Consider the following 19958-nt stretch of genomic DNA (forward strand, 5'->3'; position numbering starts at 1 on the left):
TATTTCCCTGTATTAATTGTTAAAATTATTCAAATATTTTTACTATTTAAATATTATTATACTACATCTATAACATCGTCAATAATTTTCATTATTTGTTATACCACTCTTTTTGATTAAGTTATGCAAAAGCCAATTTGGTAAGCTTAGAAACCTAGAAAATTCTAAGATTTTATATTTGTAGCCTGCTGTTGCATAGTTTTTTTACGCATGTCTAGATATTCTTCCTTGCTCATTCTTTTTTCGGGAGCGACATAATCTAAAAATACTTTTCCATTTAGATGATCGATTTCATGCTGTATAACTCTTGCTAAAAATCCTTCTGCGATACCTTGAATTTGATTTCCGTTTATATCATATGCCTGATAATGAATCTTTTTGAATCTTGCTACCGGTCCTGTAGCATTTTCAACAGAAAAGCATCCTTCGTAATCTTCGTGTTTTTCAGCTCCTATCGCTTTGTATGAGGGGTTAATCCATATAGTTTTAGGCATAGTATCCGTAAGGTCAGGACGCCATTTCTTTAGCTCTTCATTTTCATGTACTGCAAATATTATGATACATTTTGATATGCCTATTTGCGGTGCAGCAAGCCCTGCACAATTTTCTTCTTGATCATATTTCTTCTCTAATATAGATACATCACGTAAGTCTTCTGCAGATAAAGGGAAGTTTAACGTTTTTGCCTTGATTCTAATAGTTTTAGCCTCAGAATTATTTAGAGTCTCTAAGTTTAAGGTTATATATTCCGGTAGTGAAATATTGTTTTCATTTTTCATATTACTTTTACAACCTGTTATAAAAATTATACTAAATAATAGAAAAGTTATTTTTAATTTTTGCATACTATTACTTAATCTTCCTTAATGCCATGCTGAAATATACACCATCGCCAAGGTTAACGCTACGGAAATCAAAGGATTCAAAATCTATGCTAGGTAAAGGATTTGAGTGAGAGCTTTTCAGATCTAATAAATTATTCTTTCCAGCATATTCTTTGAAAGTCATATTTTTCGGTAGTTTTTTACTAGTATCCTCAAAGCTGAAATATCTAATCTCATAATTAATACCGTTAATAGTAACTTTTTGACCGCAAATTTGTGGATTAACGAAAGATGATGAGGTGCTACTCGCTATTTGTGGTGCTACTTCTAGCAACTCTTTTAGTGTTACATTTCCTTCACTGCTATACATAGTAGCAGAGAGAACTATAACAAGGAAAAAATTTGTGATATATTTTTTAAGCATTTTCTTCTCCTATTAAATTAGTTGTATCCTTATTTTGTTCGTTTACAGTAATATTTGTAAGCTCATCAGAGTTATTTGAAATATATATAATATTTTCTTTTTGTCTTTCTTGAATTTGAACTAGAATATCTTGATATTTTATGTTATCAGACTCCTGATTAAGCTTAGTTTGAAAATATTCTCCTAACTTTTGTAAAAAATTGTTAGTTCTAGCTCCTACCGCACTGCATGCAGTTAAAGGTATTTCTTCGCCTAATTCTAAGTAATATTTAGTCGTTTCAAAATTTAAATTCCTGACACAAAAATATAGCGATGATTCCTTATTGTTAGTAGTAATTCTAAAATCAGCTCCTTTCTGGTCAATTAAAAACTTTATCATTTCAATTGAACCTAAGCGAGATGCTATATGCAAGGCTGTCCAACCATTTTGTCTTGTTCATTTATATCTATGCCATTTTCGATATCTAATATTTTCTTAAGAAGTTCTAGATTACAGCTTTTTGCAGCTATGTGAAGAATATTACTATTAAAACTTGTTGGTCCTGTATCATCAACAATTATGGAGCTATATGCCTTAAAAATTTGCCATGTTTCTCGCCAACTATATTGTGACCAAGAAATGTTCCATAGTGATTTCATATATTGTCCTCTCCTATTAAATTCATAATATTTGTATATTCAACGATAATTTCTTCGTCATTACTATATGTCTCTATAATAGCACCTTTTAGATCATTAGTATTTGAAGTATATACAAGATATTTCTTCTGCTCCTTGGATAGCTTAGCAGAGAGATTTTGATATGTTATATTGTCGGGATGTTGTGCAACCGTACCTCTTAACTCCCTACATAATAGTTTAAAAAAAATTGCTATGTCAGTATTATCACGTAATTTCGGTAGAATTTTGGGCATTTCTTCGCCTAACTCTAAATAATATTGAGTCATACATACATCCCGATTATTAGCAGATAGATATATCGGTGACTCTCCGTTATTAGTGGTAATTTTATAATCGGCTCCTTGATCCTCTATTAAAAACCGAACCATATTTAATAGAAAAAAATATGAAGCTAAATGTAAAACCGTCCAACCGTTAGCATCTTGTTCGTTTATATCGATATCTTTTTCTGTCTCTAATATTTTTCTTAAAAGATATATATCATGACTTTCAACTGCTATATACAGAATGTTATTATTAAAAGGCTTTGGTATTATATAGTCATAAGTTGTTCGTTTATAAGCTCTTATAATTTGCCGTATTTCTTCCCAGCTATATTTTGACCAAGAAATATCCCATAGTGATTTCATAATTTATTATTATAATTATAAATAGAAAACTATAGATAAAAATTAAAATCAAGTGAATAAATTATCATATTTTTAATATCAGGTATTTTCACTTCGTTTACTTATCTCGTAGTCAATAATTTATTTGATTTCCTTTGAGTAAAAATCAATAGATTTGACTTTTCTAACATATTTTAGTATAATATCTATCTTCAAAATAAATAGAAAAATTTAATTTATGAGTACTCCCAAAAGTGATAATTATCTCTCAGAACTAAGAAAAGTAATTTGGCCCATAGAAAAATACGAAAATAAGAAGTTTTTGCCTATGGCATTTATGATGTTCTGTATTTTATTAAACTACTCAACACTTCGTTCAATTAAAGACGGATTTGTAGTAACGGATATAGGAGCAGAAGCAATAAGTTTCTTAAAAACATATATAGTACTACCTTCTGCCGTAATCGCTATGGTAATTTACGTTAAACTTTGCGATATTTTAAAGCAAGAAAACGTATTTTATGTTATTACTTCATTTTTCTTAGGGTATTTTGCATTATTTGCATTTGTTCTTTACCCCTACCCTGATTTAGTTCATCCTGATCCTGAAACCATAGAATCTTTAAGTTTAGCTTACCCTAATTTTAAATGGTTTATAAGAATAGTTGGGAAATGGAGCTTTGCATCTTTTTATACTATGGCAGAGCTTTGGGGAACAATGATGCTTAGTTTATTATTTTGGCAATTTGCTAACCAAATTACTAAAACCGATGAAGCTAAACGTTTTTACTCAATGTTTGGTTTACTTGCTAATTTAGCATTGCCTGTAACATCCGTGATTATTGGATATTTCTTGCATGAAAAAACTCAAATAGTTGCAGAACATCTAAAATTTGTGCCTTTATTTGTTATAATGATAACAAGTAGCTTTTTGGTAATATTAACATATAGATGGATGAATAGAAACGTTCTAACCGATCCTAGACTTTATGACCCGGCATTAGTAAAAGAAAAGAAAGCTAAAGCTAAAATGTCATTAATAGACAGTTTTAAAATGATCTTTACCTCTAAGTATGTAGGTTATATTGCATTGTTACTTATTGCTTATGGTATTTCAGTAAACTTAGTTGAAGGCGTTTGGAAATCCAAAGTAAAAGAATTGTATCCGACGAAAGAGGCTTATACTATATATATGGGTAAGTTCCAATTTTATCAGGGTTGGGTTGCAATTGCTTTCATGCTTATAGGTAGTAATATTTTAAGAAAAGTATCATGGTTAGCTGCAGCTATGATAACTCCATTAATGATGTTAATTACCGGTGCAGCGTTTTTTGCATTTATCTTTTTTGATAGTGTTATTGCTATGCATTTAACAGGTATTCTTGCTTCAGGTCCTTTAGCACTTGCTGTTATGATCGGTATGATTCAAAATGTTTTAAGTAAAGGTGTAAAATATTCTTTATTTGATGCCACTAAAAACATGGCATATATTCCGCTTGATAAGGATTTACGAGTAAAAGGACAGGCTGCTGTTGAAGTTATCGGAGGAAGATTCGGTAAATCGGGTGGTGCTATTATTCAATCCACATTCTTTATTTTATTTCCTGCATTCGGTTTTGTTGAGGCAACACCATATTTTGCTTCTATATTCTTTGTAATAGTAATATTATGGATATATGCCGTTAAAGGTTTAAATAAAGAGTATCAAGTTTTGGTAAATAAAACTGAAAAATAGAGTTTGTTAAAATAAAAAAGCAAGTTTCTTAGAAACTTGCTTTTTTTATAGTCGGAGAGTTTATAATATGACAGATACAAAACCCAAAATTAAAACTCCAAGATCGCCATATGTAAAAAAATATAACAGTTGGCGAATAAGGATTTTGTATTCTATTATTATAGGTTATGCGACTTTTTATTTTTGTCGTCAGAATTTTAATATAGCAACGCCTGCTATAAGAGAATATTTTGGGGTTACTAAAACACAAATTGGTTGGATATTAACTGCTTCATCTATTATGTATGGAGTTAGTAAAGCGTGTAACGGGTTTATTAGCGATAAAGTTAACGCTCGGATATTTATGGTTTTGGGTCTTTTATTTGTCGGGGTCATTACTATTCTAATAGGTTTTGCAGATTCTTTATGGCTTATAGGAATTTTATGGATAGCTAGTAACTGGTTTCAATCTATGGGTTGGCCTCCTGCAACAAAAATGCTTACTCACTGGTTCGCTTCAAAAGAACTTGGAACTAAATGGGCTATGGGTGCAACTTCTAATCAAATAGGCGGTGCCCTTGCTATGATAAGCTGCGGTTATTTAATCGATAAATTTGATTGGAGAGCTGCTTTTTTCGTTCCCGGTGTAGTTGCTTGTGTAGTATCGCTTTTTTTATATAATAGGCTTCGTAATTCTCCAAAAGAAGTAGGTTTATCTACCGTAGAGGAATATAAAGAATATCCGCCTGAAGCTATAGGGGATTATGAGAAGCTATTAACTCCCCAATTACTTAAAATGGTCTTTTGTAATAAGCTAATATGGTATGTTTGTTTAGCAAACATGTTTGTTTATATAATACGTTCCGGAGTAATTTATTGGGCTCCAACATTTTTAAAAGATTTACGTAATATAAGCCTTGCAAATGCAGGCTTACAAATCGGTTTATATGAAATGATAGGTATCCCAGGGGCATTAATAGCAGGTGTTTTATCTGATAAACTATTTCAAGGTCGTCGAGGTCCCGTTGCATCCATATGTATGGTATTGCTTAGCTTATTGTTAGTCTTGTTTTGGAAAATTCCTATTCAAAGTGAATTATTAAGTATAGTAATTCTTTCTTTAATAGGCTTTTTTGTTTCAGGACCTCAGCTCCTTGTAGGTATAGCAGCTGCTGATTTCAGTACTCGTCAAGCTGTCGGTACGGCTAATGGATTATCAGGGTTATTTGGTTATTTAGGAGCGGCTATTGCGGGAGTCGGCGTAGGATGGATTAGCGATAATTACGGTTGGAATGGGGTATTTATATTTTTCAGTATTTCTGCTCTTTTAGGAGGAGGATTATTTGCTTTGACATGGAATCGTTCAGCTAAAAAATAAATTTAACAATTATATAAATAGGTTACAAAATGACAATACAATATACTTTTTCAATGATTAAGCCTGATGCTATCAAGAGGAATAAAATAGGACAAGTTAATACTTATTTAGAAAATGCAGGCTTAAAGATAGTAGCTCAGAAAATGAAATTTTTAACTAAATATGAAGCTGAATGTTTCTATGACGAACATAGAGCAAGACCGTTTTTTAATAGCTTAGTTGAATATATTACTTCAGGAGCGGTAGTACTTCAAGTTCTTAAGGGGGAAGATGCTATAATTTTAAACCGTACCATTATGGGGGCAACTAATCCTGATGAAGCTGAAGCGGGAACCATTAGAAAGGATTTAGGAGAATCAATTGAGGCTAATAGTATTCATGGTTCAGATAGTGAAAACAGTGCAAAAAGAGAAATCGAATTTTTCTTTAACAAATCTGAAATTATAGAATAATTAATGCTAAAATATGACGTAATAGTTATAGGCGGTGGACATGCAGGCGTAGAAGCAGCCGCCGCTTCTGCACGTCTTGGAGCTTCTACTCTCCTAATTACGTTAAAACCGGAAAATTTAGGCGAAATGTCTTGCAATCCAGCAATCGGTGGAATTGCAAAAGGCACATTAGTTAAAGAAATCGATGCACTTGATGGGTTAATGGGTTATGTTATAGACCAAGCCGGTATACATTATAAAATGCTGAATGAGACTAGAGGACCGGCAGTTTGGGGCCCTAGAGCTCAAGCTGATCGAAAGCTTTATAAAAAAGCGATGTATCAAATATTAACAAATTACCCTAATCTAGATATATTATATGGAAAAGTGGAAGATATAGAAATTAAATCTTCTAAAGTTGAAGCGGTTATTTTAAATAACAATAGCAAAATTCCTTGTCAAAAAATTATATTAACTACGGGTACTTTTCTATCAGGTCTTATTCATATAGGCTCGACAAAAATTCCTGCCGGTAGAGTAGATGAAGAGCCTTCGTATGGATTATCAAATACATTAAAAAGAGTAGGATTTAAGATTGCCCGTTTAAAAACAGGTACACCACCAAGAATTGACGGGCGTACTATTGATTATAGTAAAACAATTTTACAACCCGGCGATAAAACTCCTCGTCCTTTTTCTGAATTAACAAATGTTGTCAATGTTCCTCAGATAAATTGTTTTATTACAAAAACAACCTCAGAAACTCATGATATTATACGTGAGAACCTTAATAAATCTGCAATGTATTCAGGGCAAATAGAAGGAATAGGACCGCGATATTGTCCTTCTATTGAAGATAAAATAGTCAGATTTAGTACAAAATCAGAACATCGTATATTTTTAGAACCTGAAGGGTTAGATAATTATACGATTTATCCAAACGGTATTTCTACTTCTTTGCCTGAAGATGTACAACATAAATTAATCAAAACAATACCAGGATTAGAAAATGTAAAGGTTTTACGTCCAGGTTATGCTATAGAATATGATTATGTTGATCCACGTGAAATAAGTGTTACGCTAGAGACAAAAAAAATAGCTGGATTGTATTTTGCTGGGCAAATTAACGGTACTACAGGATATGAGGAAGCCGCAGGGCAAGGTATAATAGCTGGTATAAATGCTGCTTTAGCAGTAAAAGATCAAGCACCGTTTATGTTAACAAGAGCAAACAGTTATATTGGAGTAATGATTGACGATTTAACAACATTTGGTACTATAGAACCTTATCGTATGTTTACTTCTCGCTCAGAATATAGATTATCTTTAAGAGCAGATAACGCTGATTTACGTTTAACGGAATTAGGGATAAACATTGGTGTTGTATCAGAAAAACGTAAAAAAATATTTACAAAAAAATGTGAAGATATAGAAAAAACAAAATCATTATTAAATACTTTGTCTTTAACTACTAGTAAACTTGCTAAAATGGGTATACAGGTTGCACAGGATGGTACATATAAAACAGTATTAGACTTATTTAAAATACCTAGTTTTAATGTTGAACAAGCTATCAAAATTTTTCCTATGCTTGAAGAAACACAAAATAATAATATTTTGCAATTACTATATATTGAAGCAAAATATTCTTCATATTTAACTAGACAACACGCAGATATTAATTTATTTCAAAGTGAAGAGGTACAGTTAATACCTAAAAATATTGACTATTTTAAAATATCAAGTATATCATTAGAGATACAGGAAAAACTTTCTTCCCATAAACCTACTACTATTGGTGTAGCACGTCGAATCCCAGGGATTACACCTGCAGCAATTACGGCTATTATAATTTATTTAAAAACTAAATATAGTGATGGAAGTTCCACGTGAAATAATTGAAAAGTTAGAAATTTTTCAAAAGTTAGTTAAAAAATGGAATAAATCAATCAATCTTGTATCGGATAATACTATACCTAATTTTTGGCAGCGTCATATATTAGACTCATTACAATTAATGCGATATATTGATAATAAAGAAATACACTTGGTTGATATAGGAAGTGGAGCTGGTTTTCCCGGTATAGTATTATCTATAGCAGGGGTAGCGAAAGTAAGTTTAATAGAAGCTGATTTACGTAAATGTATATTTTTAGAAAAAGCATCAAAGATATCAAATAATAACATACAAATAATCAATCAAAGAATAGAAAAAGTAGAAATAGATTGTAGTATATTGACTTGTAGAGCTTTCTCTAAATTAAATACAATATTTAATTGTATAAAAAATATTTCGGTACAAGAAAAATTTTTATTATTAAAAGGAAAAAATTATTTAACTGAAATAGTAGAAGCTAAAGAGATGTGGTTATTTGATTATTTAATACATCAAAGTATTACTTGTGAAGAAGGGAAAATTCTAGAAGTTAGTAATTTAACAAAAATTATATGAAAGTAATTGCTATTGTTAATCAAAAAGGAGGGGTGGCTAAAACTACAACTACTGTAAATTTAGCTACAGCTTTTGCTGCTGTAAATAAAAAAATTTTAGTTATAGATCTTGATCCTCAAGGGAATAGTAGTACTGGTTTTGGAATTAACCAGCAACAACGCAAAAATACTATATATCAAGTATTAACAAATTTAATAAAATTGAAAGATGCAATAATTTCTACAGACATACCAAATTTAGAAATAATTACTTCAAACACTAATCTATCTGCTGCTGAATTAGATTTAACAAAATTAAAGGACCGAGAATATATTTTAATGAAGCTATTGGAAGAAATAAAGATATTATATGATTATATAATTATTGATTGCCCTCCTTCATTAAATTTATTAACAGTAAACGCTTTAGTTGCAAGCGATGAAGTGTTGATTCCAATGCAATGTGATTTTTATTCATTAGAAGGATTAAGTCACTTGCTAAAAACAATTGAAATTGTAGAGAAAAAATTAAATCCTAAGATAAAGATTGCAGGTATATTATTTACAATGTATGATAAGCGTAATCGTTTAACTGAGCAAGTAGAAGAGGATGTTAGAAAATGCTTAGGGGAATTAGTATTTAAAACCGTTATCCCAAGAAATATTAAATTATCTGAAGCCCCTTCATACGGAAAACCGGCTATTATATATGATTATAAATGTTCGGGAGCAGTTGCATATATAGAACTTACAAAAGAAATCTTAGAAAGATATGGCGAAAAATAAAGGACTAGGAAGAGGGTTATCTTCATTACTTGGGGAAGAAGTTATTTCTATAGAATCAGAAATAATACAAATAATAAATATTGATAAAATAAGGCCGAATGAGAATCAGCCTAGAAAAAACTTTGAATATGATAAAATAAAAGAATTAGCAGATTCTATATTGAATAATGGTTTATTGCAGCCTATTATCGTCGATAATAATTTCCAAATTATAGCAGGAGAGCGACGCTGGCGTGCATGTAAATTAGCAAAAGTTTTAGAGATACCAGTAATTATAAAAAATTTAGATGCTAGAGAGAGTATGGAAATAGCATTAATTGAGAACATACAAAGAACTGATTTAACAGTTATGGAAGAAGCTCGTGGCTTTAAATATTTGGTAGAAAATTTTAATTATACGACAGAAAAATTAGCTGAAAGGCTTGGCAAAAGTCGTAGTCATATAGCTAATTTGTTGAGGCTTAATAATTTGCCACAATCTATTCAAGATAAAGTAAATGAGAATATATTAAGCATGGGACAAGCTCGATGTTTAATAAATCATGAACATGCAGAAGTAATGGCCGAACATATTATAAGTAATGATTTAAATGTACGTCAAACAGAAGAGCTAGTAAGACAATGGTATAAAAATGAATATACGAAATCTCCTAACAATAGTGGCAAAGTAGGAAAGCGTTTTTTAAAGGACAATGCTACTGATAATGATTTTGAATCATTAGTAAAAGTTTTATCAGAAAAATTTGGTATAAAAATAACAATAGAAAATTATCCTTTAGGAGGAAAATTAATATTTCATTATAAAAATTTAGAAGAATTAGACTTGATATTATTAAAATTAAGTTAAAAAACCTGTTAAAATTAAAATATATATAGAAAAATAATGATAGAAATTACAATGTCTAATTTTGAATTATATGATCATAGAGCAATAAATTCATACAATGCAGTAGTAAATATATTTATCGGTGGAAAATAATAATATAAGGAAATAAGTAATTTATGTCATATCAATATGTTTATGAAATGGTTGGTTTAAGCAAAATTATAAATGGTAAACGAATTTTAAAAGAAACAAATTTATCATTTTTACCAAAAGCTAAAATCGGTATAATAGGTCCAAATGGAGCAGGCAAATCGACTTTATTAAAAATAATGGCAGGTATCGATAAAGAGTTTGAAGGTAAAGCAACAGCTAAAATCGGTATAAAAATAGGATATTTACCTCAAGAACCGTATCTTGATGCTAGTAAAAATGTTTTTGATAATATCATGGAAGGTCTTCATGAAAAGAAAAAACTTATTGATGAATTTAATTATATAAGTAACAAATTTGCTGCTGAAATCACTGATGAAGAAATGCAAAAGCTTTTTGATAAACAAGCAGAATTGCAAGAAAAAATAGACAATTGTGATGGATGGAATCTAGAACGTGAAATAGAGATCGCAATGCTTGCTTTACGTTGCCCACCAAAAGAAGCAGATATTACAAAAATTTCCGGTGGAGAAAAAAGAAGAGTGGCTTTATGTAAATTGCTTTTAGAGAAGCCTGATATGTTGTTACTTGATGAACCTACAAATCATTTGGATGCAGAATCAGTTTCTTGGCTTGAAGGTTATTTAAAGCATTATGAAGGTACCGTAATAGTAATTACCCATGATCGTTATTTTTTAGATAATGTTACAGAATGGATATTAGAAATAGATCGTGGAAATTGTATACCGTGGGAATCAAATTATAGTTCTTGGCTTGAACAGAAGCAAAAAAAATTAGCTTTAGAAAGTAAAGAAGACGATGATAGAAAAAAACAATTGAATCGTGAACTTGAATGGATTCGTCAAACACCAAAAGCTAGACAATCAAAAAATAAAGCACGTATTACAGCATATCAAGAATTATTAAATAAACAACAAGAACAAAAAACTGATCCTACTCAAATAATTATACCTAATGGACCTCGTTTAGGAGATCTTGTCATTGAAGCAGAACATATAGCTAAAGAATTTAATAATAAAATATTATTATCAGATTTTAGTTTTAAAGTTCCACGTGGAGCTATTGTAGGAATTATTGGACCGAATGGAGCAGGTAAATCTACTTTATTTAATATTATTACAGGTAAAATAACACCGGATAGTGGTTCTATTAAAATTGGTCAAACGGTAAAATTAGGTTACGTTGATCAATCACGGGATCATTTAGATGATAATAAGACTATATGGGAAGAAATTTCAGAAGGTCTAGATGAATTACAACTTGGTAATAGAATAATTAAAAGTAGAGCTTATTGTGCAGCTTTTAATTTTAGAGGCGGTGATCAACAAAAAAAAGTTGGACAACTTTCAGGTGGAGAACGTAACAGAGTACATTTGGCAAAATTACTAAAAGAAGGAGCAAATGTTATATTATTAGATGAGCCGTCTAATGATTTAGATATTGATACGTTAAGAGCACTTGAAGATGCTATTTTAGATTTTGCAGGTTGTGTATTAGTGATTAGTCATGATAGGTGGTTTTTAGATAGAATAGCCACTCATATTATATCATATGATAAAGAAAATAATGCTACATGGTTTGAAGGAAATTATCAAGATTACCATGAATATATGCTAAGTACTAATGGGGAAAGTGTTTTAAATCCAAAATATAAACATAAGAAATTAATATAAATATGTCTTTAACACAAATATTATTAATTTTGTTTGTAGGAATATTGGTAACAAAACCGCATGATATTTTTATAATTATTAAAGAATTTAAAAAAATAAAAGCGTATTTAATTAATATTAAGTCGTCTATTATAAAAAATATAGATGAGTCGTTAGAAACAGAGCAGATAAATTTTTATTTAAAAAAAATTATTAACCTAGAAGGTTATTATCATGGTAATTATGATTTAACGACAATAAAAGAAAAATATTATACGCTAATAATTAATAATGACTTAATAGAAAATGAATCAGTACATGATATAACAGAGAAACACTAATCCGTGCCTCACTTAATTAATTAAATCTAAGAATTATGCAAAAAGTAGTAAAACTTAACAATATCAAAATAGGAAATGATTTACCGTTTGTTCTAATTGCAGGACCTTGTCAGATTGAAGGAAAAGATCATGCCTTATTTATGGCAGAAAAACTTGTTAAATTAACTAGCAAGCTTGAGATTCCATTTATTTATAAATCTTCTTTTGATAAAGCTAATAGAACTTCCGTAAATGGGATTAGAGGACTTGGTATTGAGAAAGGTTTAGAAATTTTATCAAAAGTAAAATCTGAATTCGATTGTTCTATTGTTACTGATGTCCATTCAGAGAGTCAATGTACTGAAACAGCTGAAGTAGCAGATATTTTACAAATTCCGGCGTTTCTATGTAGACAAACTGACTTGCTTCAAGCTGCCGCAAAAACAGGTAAAATAGTAAAAGTAAAAAAAGGACAGTTTCTAGCTCCGTGGGATATGAAAAATGTACAAACAAAACTAGAAGCTTTTGGAGTAAAGGATATATTATTTACAGAGCGTGGTGCATGTTTTGGTTATAATAATTTGGTATCTGATATGCGTAGTCTTGCAATAATGGCGGAGTTAAATGTACCTGTAGTTTTTGATGCGACGCATTCCGTTCAGCAGCCTGGAGGGCTAGGAGGTAGTACTGGAGGGGAAAGAAAATATGTAGAGCTACTTGCAAAAGCAGCAACTTCTGTAGGTATCGCCGGTATGTATATGGAAGTACATCAAGATCCTGATAACGCTCCAAGTGATGGTCCATGTATGATTAAGTTGGATAATCTAGAATCCATTCTTATCAAACTAAAAAAATATGATAAAATTACAAAAGAAAAATAATCTTAGAGGTTATCTGTAAATAAATGTTAATTAGTAATTAAAGAGTTTTTTTAGCGAAAGTTAATAAGATTTTTACAGAAATAGCAGGTTCCTATTTCAAAAAAATCTTATAATTTGCAGCAAAAAAGAATTAAATTTTTGGTTAACATTTATTTATAGGCAGCCTCTTAAACTTTACCTTTCAAAATATATATTAAATATCCCCTTACTAATTCAATTTTAAAATAGAAGTGATAATTTTTTATAATATAAAAAATAGAACTTTCTTATCCTCAGAATTGCACCAATTCATATTTAAATCCTTGTTGTAAATTTACTTATTCAAAAAAATTTTTTAAGTAGTGTTAATAATTATTAATTCAACTTATGGAGCAAAAATGTTTTCATTTGTATAAATGCAAATAATTTAATAGGTATAATAATTATTATTATGTGGAATCAAATAAAAGCAGTTGGTAGTACATTGCTTGGTAGTCCCAAACAGGAACGAGGTTTAAAAAATATAAATGATTTTTTGACAGAGTATTTTAATAATATTTTGGAACAAAAAAACACTCCAAACTTAACTGCTCTTGAAGAAGCTAATATATTAATGAAGTTAAGTAATATTAATATTAAAGATATATTAACTCCAAACGCAAGCTTTATATCTGAGTATAAACCTAAAGATATTATAGCTTGGTTCTCTAATAATACTCGTTCTATATTTAATGAAACATTAGTAAAACCAAATAGCGGACTTGCCGAGTTTATCCATATAACCGCTTTGAATTTTAGTAACTACCCCTTTATAAAAGAAGATATACAATGTATAGCAGATTATTTAAGGAATAATAAGACTATCGAGCGAGTATTTTTGGATAATTGCGGTATAAATGATAAGCAAGTAAAAATTTTAGCCGAAATATTTAGACTTAACAAGACAATAACTAAACTTTCTTTAGTAAGTAATAAAGCAATAACTAATATCGGAATAAAAACTTTATTAAAGATAAAACATAATAATCAATATAAGCTAGCAGAATTAGAAATCTCTCCTAATTTTAATGATAATTCAGAATTTCAGCTCATTTCCGAAATAGATATTTTAAATAAAAATTCTGTAAATACATATTTAAAGAAAACAACAGCTCAAAACATTGATAGTAAAATTGAAAATAAAAATTTACAACCTCTTGAAAAGTACCATAAGTTAGAAAGACCGTTCATAAAGAACGGTAATAAGCTTTTAAAATTAATAGCAGAAAGTCATAATGAAATTACCAAAACAGGAGATAGTATAAATAAACTAATTGCGATGATAGGGATGAACGGAGTAGGAACCACTACTCTTGGCTGTTTTTTAAGCGGACAAAAATTAGAAGAAGATGAAGACCGCTCTTTATATGCAAAAGAACCGGAATATAATGAAAAAATACATCATGAAGTAGACAATGGATATAAGCTTGTTAATAATTTCTTTATACCTGATGATGAAGGTGGAATTAATATTATAGAATGTCCAGGGATTCATAATCAACCTATAAACTCTATTCAAACAATTCTTAATTTATATATTTTGTGGCAAATATTAGAATTAGCCGAAAAAGTTAAATTTTCAGTCGTAATTAGAGATAATAGTGTAAAGGAGGTCTTTGATTCTACATATAAACAATTTGCTAATATTTTTAGAGATAGTAATGGTCAGTTAACTCCGGAAATTAAAGAACAATTAAAAGATGCTGTATCTTATATAATTTCTGTTGCTGATTATAAAAATGAAGAAGAGAAAAATACTAAGATTAAGGAAGAAAAGAGTAAACTCGGTAAGCTTTTGAAGAATAAAAGCTTAGATGAAGGACAAAAATTTATAATTACAGAGCTAGGAAAATCTATAAATTTATTTAGAAAACCTAACGGGGATACTAAATCTTTTCTAGAAACACTTGATACTAAATCTTTTTTTATTGTTATAGATGCTATTTCGTTATTAATTAGAACAATCAAAAATAATGAAATACAAGAAGAGAGGAAAAAAATCTTTTCTTATATTGGGGCGATTTTTCAAAGTGAAACTGTAGAAGAAAAAAATGCTAATATTGCTCTAATAGATGAACAGCAACGTAATATTTTGAATATATTTGCCTCTTCCAAAGATAAAGAAGCTGCTCTACCTAATTCTGTTTCCGATTCAAATCTTTCTACAACTATAGAGGTTATTTCTCAGAGTAAGAATGAAGCAGAAAAAAATACTAACATTACTGTAATAGATGGGCATAAACATCCTGATTTGGATATACTTTCTTCTTCCAAAGATATAGGAGACATTCTATCTAATTCTGCTTCCGATACAAATTCTACTATAACTGCTGAGGAACAGAAAAATATCAAGACTATCGAATTGAAATTTGAGCTACAAGATATTTTGAGTAAAAAAAACTTATATGAGCCGCTTATTATTGAACAAGTAAGAAAATTGATGCCCCTATGTGTAAAACCTTTTTCGGATACGCTTAATATTAAGGACTTAAATCAAGCCAAGGACTCAAACCAAAGTAAATGGGCTACAATAAAAGAAATATATATAAAACCGCAAAAATCAGAAACACAGAAGCCAATTTTATCACAAGTTTTATCTAATCAAGTCAAGGAAAATATTTTAACGTTAGGTAAAATTATTATAAATTTCTTTCAAGTCAATAAACATAATATAATAAGCCCATTTATTTCTTCTGATAATCTTAATTTACATCAAGAATTAGATTCAGACACGTTCTTAAACAATTACTCGTTAATTCAACCTTATTTGCCAAAAAAAATATTAAATAAATCATCGGTACAAAAACTGGAAAAAACTTTTTTCCCTGCTTTAAAAGAAATAGAAGAGCTTAATGAAATATATATTAAATATTCTGATGATCATCTAAATATGATTGCTTCATTTTTAGAAATTATAAGAAAGTTTTATGAGTCGAAAGATATAAGTGCTACAACTCATTTTCAAGAAATATTAGGTAATTATGTATATTTCTTAAATAAGCAATCGAAATTTGTATCTTTTTGTAAAAAACTTTATCCGCAATCGCAAAAATGGCAGCCACTGACAGAGGTAGTTGACGAAGCAAAAAAAATCTTAATTGAAGAGAATTTATTAGATCAAGCTATATTAGATATAAGATTAAAAAATAACGGGACAACAGAGTATTATATCGAAGCTTTAGAATGGCTTGATAAACTTACAGGACCGCAAGTTGAAGTTGTTGTTATAGCTGTGAATGAAATAAAGGCCAATGCTCATTATTATTTAGGAATGATTTATGAAAATAGCGAATCACAATTAGATTGGTTTGTAGCAATAAGAGAATATATTAAAGCCCTAGAAGTTGATAAAGATTTTAACTTTCTCTATGGTCATGATACGATTCCGTACATTTCTAGCAATATTTGTAAAAAAATAGGTGACTTATTTTTAGCACTCGGGAAATGGTATAAAAGTAAGAATGAAAATGTAAGTGCTATCAAGTTAATTCATGAAGCAATGAAATATTTTAAAGTAAGTTTAAGTATAGCCGATATTGAGGAGAGTAGTAATATTCTGCATGAAATTTTTAGTATTTTAAAAAATAAAAGAGAAACAAAAGTACTTTGTATATCTTTAGAAAAAGATCTTCATATATCTGTAGCAGAATTTTTATTTCAATTAAATTTAATACAAAAAGCAGGGCTTGAATATTTGAGAGCTGCAAGTAGAGTCGACAAAAATGATAAAGAAAAACAAGGGTTAGTATCAAAGGCGTTAAAAGCTTTTGATACGGATATAGCAAAAAATACTGCTTTTATACGTGCAATGCTTGAAAAAGGCAAAATAGAAGATCTTAGTATGTTTACCAAGGAGGCTTATAGAACAAAATTTTTCAGCGATACACAGACCCTAGTAAATGATTTTATACCACTGCCGGAGCAGCAAGCCAATGAGTGGCCAAAAGTACAACAAAATCAAGATGAGCAATTGATTAATGGTCAAAAAGAATTAACCAAACAGAATGAGGATGCACAGCCTCAAAAACAAGAGAAAGCTTTAGTGCAGCCGCAGCAAACACAACAGCATCAACCACCGCCGCAGCCACAGGAAAACAGCCCTCTTCATACTATAGAAAATATACAAAAACCGGATTACTGGTATACTGAAGATGATATAAAAAATATATTAGAAGCAAATATAGACAAAAATAAATTCTCTATAGTTATCCATGTTGATTTAGCACACCCTGAACAAGTAAGAGATGCACTTAGAGAAAGAGTGCATGAGGATTTAATTAAAAATAATAAAATTGTACTTATGGCTATTAATACAGGGCATGGGCATTGGGTAAGTATGGCGATTAGTAAAGATACTAATACAAATAAGGTAATATTTAAGTATAATGATCCTCTAGGTAGGGAGTTAAATGATCGTCCTGACTTAGTGACCCTTATTACTGAGATTTGTCCTAATGCAGAAATAAGAGATTTAGGAATTCCACAACAAGAAAATACTTCAGACTACGGAGTTTTTATATGCGATAATTTAACAAGACAATCTGAAGGTCTTGAAATTCTCACTACGGAGCAATGTAAAGGACAAGGAATAAATTTAAGAAAATCTCAAGCTGAAACATTAAAACAAAGTTTAATAGTTCAACAAGATCAAGAACGACATGTTTATATTAACCTAGATAGTAACATTTCAGATGACGAAGATAATAACGGTAATAGTAATGAAGTAGCCCGCCCTCCTTACGGTGATAATGGTGAAGTTGATGGGCTTGGGGATGGTCTTCAAATTAATGATCAACATTAAAAGTTTGATATTGCAATGTCATTCCCGCGAAAGCAGGAATCTATTTTGTCATCCCGTGGCTTGACTGGCGTTGTTGCATGGATCGATTTTTCAGTTGTCATACCGCGACTTGATCGGCGTTGTTGCATGGCTCGGTAACCCCCACTATGTCACCCCGTGGCTTGACCACGGGGTCCATAAAAACAATAAAAAATATTAATAATTTAGTATTTTAAGCTGGATACCGCGATCAAGTCGCGGGATGACAAGAGTGAAGTTGAGCCATACAACAACGCTGACTTGACCACGGGATGACATGTTACACCGAAAAAGAATTACCGCAGCCGCATTTTGCTTTAGCTTGTGGATTACTAACGTTGAAATATGAACTGCCGAGTTCCTCTATAAAATCTAAAGTACATTCCAGCATAAATTTTTGAGAGATAGGGTCAACAATAATTGTAGCATTATGTTTAGTGATGACATAATCATCTTGTTCTATAGTATCTTTTGAGACTAGTTCATAATTATACATAAGTCCTGAGCAACCGCCGCTATCAACCGAAACTCGCAGTACTAAATTCTTATCTTTTTCTAGCTCTATTAACTCGCAAACCCGTTCAAAAGCTCTATCCGTAATTATTATCGTCACCAAAATTACCTTGTAAAAGTCTTGTAAATTATATAGTATAATGAATATTTTTTCAAGCTGGCGTTGCTTGTGTGACTACTAAGCCGTCATTGCGAGGAAATTGCATAGCAATTGACGAAGCAATCTCAGGAGTTTGTTATTATTTCATGAGATTGCCACGCAGCCTATGGCTGCTCGCAATGACGGCTTAGTAGTCACACAAGCAACGCCTTTCAAAATAAAGGATAACGATGCTTGCTTCATACGCTTCCGATCCTCTTAAAAGTAGAGGAAGATTATATAAAGAAATTCCGACCTCTTATAGAAACGAGTTTGAACGTGATCGTGATCGCATTATTCATACCAATGCATTTAGGCGTTTGCAATATAAAACTCAGGTTTTTATTAATCATGAGGGAGACCATTACAGAAATAGGCTAACTCATTCCCTAGAGGTTTCGACTGTTGCACGTTCGGTTGCTAATACTTTAAATTTATCAAGTGATTTAGCCGAAACAATAGCACTTGCACATGATCTTGGTCATACACCTTTCGGTCATGCAGGAGAGCGGGCTTTAAATGAATGTATGAAAGAATATAACGGCTTTTCCCATAATGCTCAATCTTTGAAAATATTAACACTACTTGAGAAGAGATATGCCGCTTATAACGGAGTAAATTTAACATGGGAAGTTTTAGAAGGAATCGTAAAACATAATGGTCCTATAACCGGTGAAATAAATGAATATATAGCGGAGTATAATAAACAAAATGATTTAGAGCTTAGTACTTATGCGTCGGCGGAGGCACAAATAGCAGCACTTGCCGATGATATTAGCTATATTTCGCATGATTTGGAAGATAGTATCGGTGCTAAAATTATCGATTTTAATAGTCTTGCTGAGCTTAAATATATTGACAACTACGTTTTTGCACTCAAGTCAAAATTTAAAAATATTAGCTCCTCCTGTCTGATTTATGAGGTAGTACGTAAGCTAATACATGAATTGATTACCGATTTATTACAGCAAACAAAAGAAAATTTAAATAAAGAAAAAATTACTAATATAAACGAGATACGTAACTTAAATTATCAGATAGTGGATTTTACCGAAAAAACTAATGAACGTATTATGGAAACTAAAAAGTTTCTGCATGAGAGAGTTTATAAAAGTAATAAAATTACGGCCATCAGCCTTAAATGTACTAAAATTGTTCAAGGTCTGTTTAAGGTTTATATGGATGATATTAATTTATTACCGGTTAATTGGAAAATGCTAATAGACTCTAATGAAACATATAGTAAAGCTAGAGTTATTGCCGATTATATAGCAGGCATGACCGACCGTTTTGCCATTCAGGAATATAATCAGCTTTGCTCTCTGAATTTTAATAACATTTAA

General features: G+C 30.5%; 18 protein-coding genes. 12 read left to right on the forward strand and 6 right to left on the reverse strand.

The window, feature by feature from the left end:
- Positions 1 to 164: 164 nt before the first annotated feature.
- Genes H6P87_RS00420 through H6P87_RS00440 form a run of 5 tightly spaced genes read right to left on the reverse strand, consistent with a single transcriptional unit; the run spans position 165 to position 2558 of the window.
- Positions 165 to 845 carry a peptide deformylase gene (locus H6P87_RS00420; protein ID WP_202069587.1) on the reverse strand — a complete coding sequence of 227 codons (681 nt, stop codon included), beginning with the start codon at positions 843 to 845 and terminating at the stop codon, positions 165 to 167.
- Positions 846 to 849: 4 nt separating this feature from the next.
- Positions 850 to 1248 carry a hypothetical protein gene (locus tag H6P87_RS00425; RefSeq protein ID WP_202069588.1) on the reverse strand — a complete coding sequence of 133 codons (399 nt, stop codon included), beginning with the start codon at positions 1246 to 1248 and terminating at the stop codon, positions 850 to 852.
- Positions 1241 to 1660, reverse strand: coding sequence for an ankyrin repeat domain-containing protein (locus H6P87_RS00430; protein WP_202069589.1), 420 nt, complete (start codon positions 1658 to 1660; stop codon positions 1241 to 1243). The genes H6P87_RS00425 and H6P87_RS00430 overlap by 8 nt, the downstream gene beginning before the upstream one ends.
- Positions 1651 to 1887, reverse strand: a complete 237-nt coding sequence (locus tag H6P87_RS00435; protein ID WP_202069590.1) for an ankyrin repeat domain-containing protein — start codon at positions 1885 to 1887, stop codon at positions 1651 to 1653. Before H6P87_RS00435 ends, H6P87_RS00430 begins: the two co-directional genes overlap by 10 nt.
- A complete protein-coding gene (locus tag H6P87_RS00440) occupies positions 1884 to 2558 on the reverse strand; it encodes an ankyrin repeat domain-containing protein (protein WP_202069591.1) in 675 nt (224 codons plus the stop codon). Before H6P87_RS00440 ends, H6P87_RS00435 begins: the two co-directional genes overlap by 4 nt.
- A 217-nt stretch (positions 2559 to 2775) precedes the next feature.
- On the opposite strand from H6P87_RS00440, the gene tlc1 reads away from it, so the two are divergent.
- The 11 genes from tlc1 to H6P87_RS00495 all read left to right on the forward strand — a co-directional run bounded on the left by tlc1 (position 2776) and on the right by H6P87_RS00495 (position 17945).
- Positions 2776 to 4272: an ATP/ADP exchange transporter Tlc1 gene (gene tlc1, locus H6P87_RS00445; protein ID WP_202069592.1), complete on the forward strand. Its 1497-nt coding sequence runs from the start codon at positions 2776 to 2778 to the stop codon at positions 4270 to 4272.
- Positions 4273 to 4339: 67 nt separating this feature from the next.
- Positions 4340 to 5629, forward strand: coding sequence for an MFS transporter (locus H6P87_RS00450; RefSeq protein WP_202069593.1), 1290 nt, complete (start codon positions 4340 to 4342; stop codon positions 5627 to 5629).
- 29 nt (positions 5630 to 5658) lie between these two features.
- Positions 5659 to 6081: a nucleoside-diphosphate kinase gene (gene ndk, locus H6P87_RS00455; RefSeq protein ID WP_202069594.1), complete on the forward strand. Its 423-nt coding sequence runs from the start codon at positions 5659 to 5661 to the stop codon at positions 6079 to 6081.
- Between the two features lie 3 nt (positions 6082 to 6084).
- Positions 6085 to 7953, forward strand: coding sequence for a tRNA uridine-5-carboxymethylaminomethyl(34) synthesis enzyme MnmG (mnmG, locus tag H6P87_RS00460; protein ID WP_202069595.1), 1869 nt, complete (start codon positions 6085 to 6087; stop codon positions 7951 to 7953).
- Positions 7937 to 8512, forward strand: a complete 576-nt coding sequence (gene rsmG, locus H6P87_RS00465) for a 16S rRNA (guanine(527)-N(7))-methyltransferase RsmG (protein ID WP_202069596.1) — start codon at positions 7937 to 7939, stop codon at positions 8510 to 8512. Before mnmG ends, rsmG begins: the two co-directional genes overlap by 17 nt.
- Positions 8509 to 9276 (forward strand): ParA family protein, encoded by a 768-nt coding sequence (locus H6P87_RS00470; protein WP_202069597.1) that lies wholly within the window; start codon positions 8509 to 8511, stop codon positions 9274 to 9276. The genes rsmG and H6P87_RS00470 overlap by 4 nt, the downstream gene beginning before the upstream one ends.
- Complete coding sequence (locus tag H6P87_RS00475) at positions 9263 to 10123, forward strand: ParB/RepB/Spo0J family partition protein (RefSeq protein ID WP_202069598.1); 861 nt, start codon at positions 9263 to 9265, stop codon at positions 10121 to 10123. The genes H6P87_RS00470 and H6P87_RS00475 overlap by 14 nt, the downstream gene beginning before the upstream one ends.
- A gap of 155 nt (positions 10124 to 10278) precedes the next feature.
- Positions 10279 to 11946: an energy-dependent translational throttle protein EttA gene (ettA, locus tag H6P87_RS00480; RefSeq protein ID WP_202069599.1), complete on the forward strand. Its 1668-nt coding sequence runs from the start codon at positions 10279 to 10281 to the stop codon at positions 11944 to 11946.
- Between the two features lie 2 nt (positions 11947 to 11948).
- A complete protein-coding gene (locus H6P87_RS00485) occupies positions 11949 to 12266 on the forward strand; it encodes a DUF2672 domain-containing protein (RefSeq protein ID WP_202069600.1) in 318 nt (105 codons plus the stop codon).
- A 35-nt stretch (positions 12267 to 12301) separates the two neighbouring features.
- The gene (kdsA, locus tag H6P87_RS00490) at positions 12302 to 13126 is read left to right on the forward strand and encodes a 3-deoxy-8-phosphooctulonate synthase (protein ID WP_202069601.1); all 825 of its coding nucleotides are present in this window, start codon (positions 12302 to 12304) and stop codon (positions 13124 to 13126) included.
- A 430-nt stretch (positions 13127 to 13556) separates the two neighbouring features.
- Positions 13557 to 17945, forward strand: coding sequence for a Ulp1 family isopeptidase (locus H6P87_RS00495; RefSeq protein WP_246437947.1), 4389 nt, complete (start codon positions 13557 to 13559; stop codon positions 17943 to 17945).
- Between the two features lie 298 nt (positions 17946 to 18243).
- Here the strand turns inward: H6P87_RS00495 and H6P87_RS00500 are convergent, their stop codons facing one another.
- Positions 18244 to 18576 carry an iron-sulfur cluster assembly accessory protein gene (locus H6P87_RS00500; protein WP_202069602.1) on the reverse strand — a complete coding sequence of 111 codons (333 nt, stop codon included), beginning with the start codon at positions 18574 to 18576 and terminating at the stop codon, positions 18244 to 18246.
- A 230-nt stretch (positions 18577 to 18806) separates the two neighbouring features.
- On the opposite strand from H6P87_RS00500, the gene H6P87_RS00505 reads away from it, so the two are divergent.
- On the forward strand, positions 18807 to 19958 hold the full coding sequence (locus tag H6P87_RS00505; protein WP_202069603.1) for a deoxyguanosinetriphosphate triphosphohydrolase: 1152 nt from the start codon (positions 18807 to 18809) through the stop codon (positions 19956 to 19958).

Origin of the sequence: Rickettsia tillamookensis, from assembly GCF_016743795.2 — a bacterium.
Classification (GTDB): Bacteria; Pseudomonadota; Alphaproteobacteria; order Rickettsiales; family Rickettsiaceae; genus Rickettsia; species Rickettsia tillamookensis.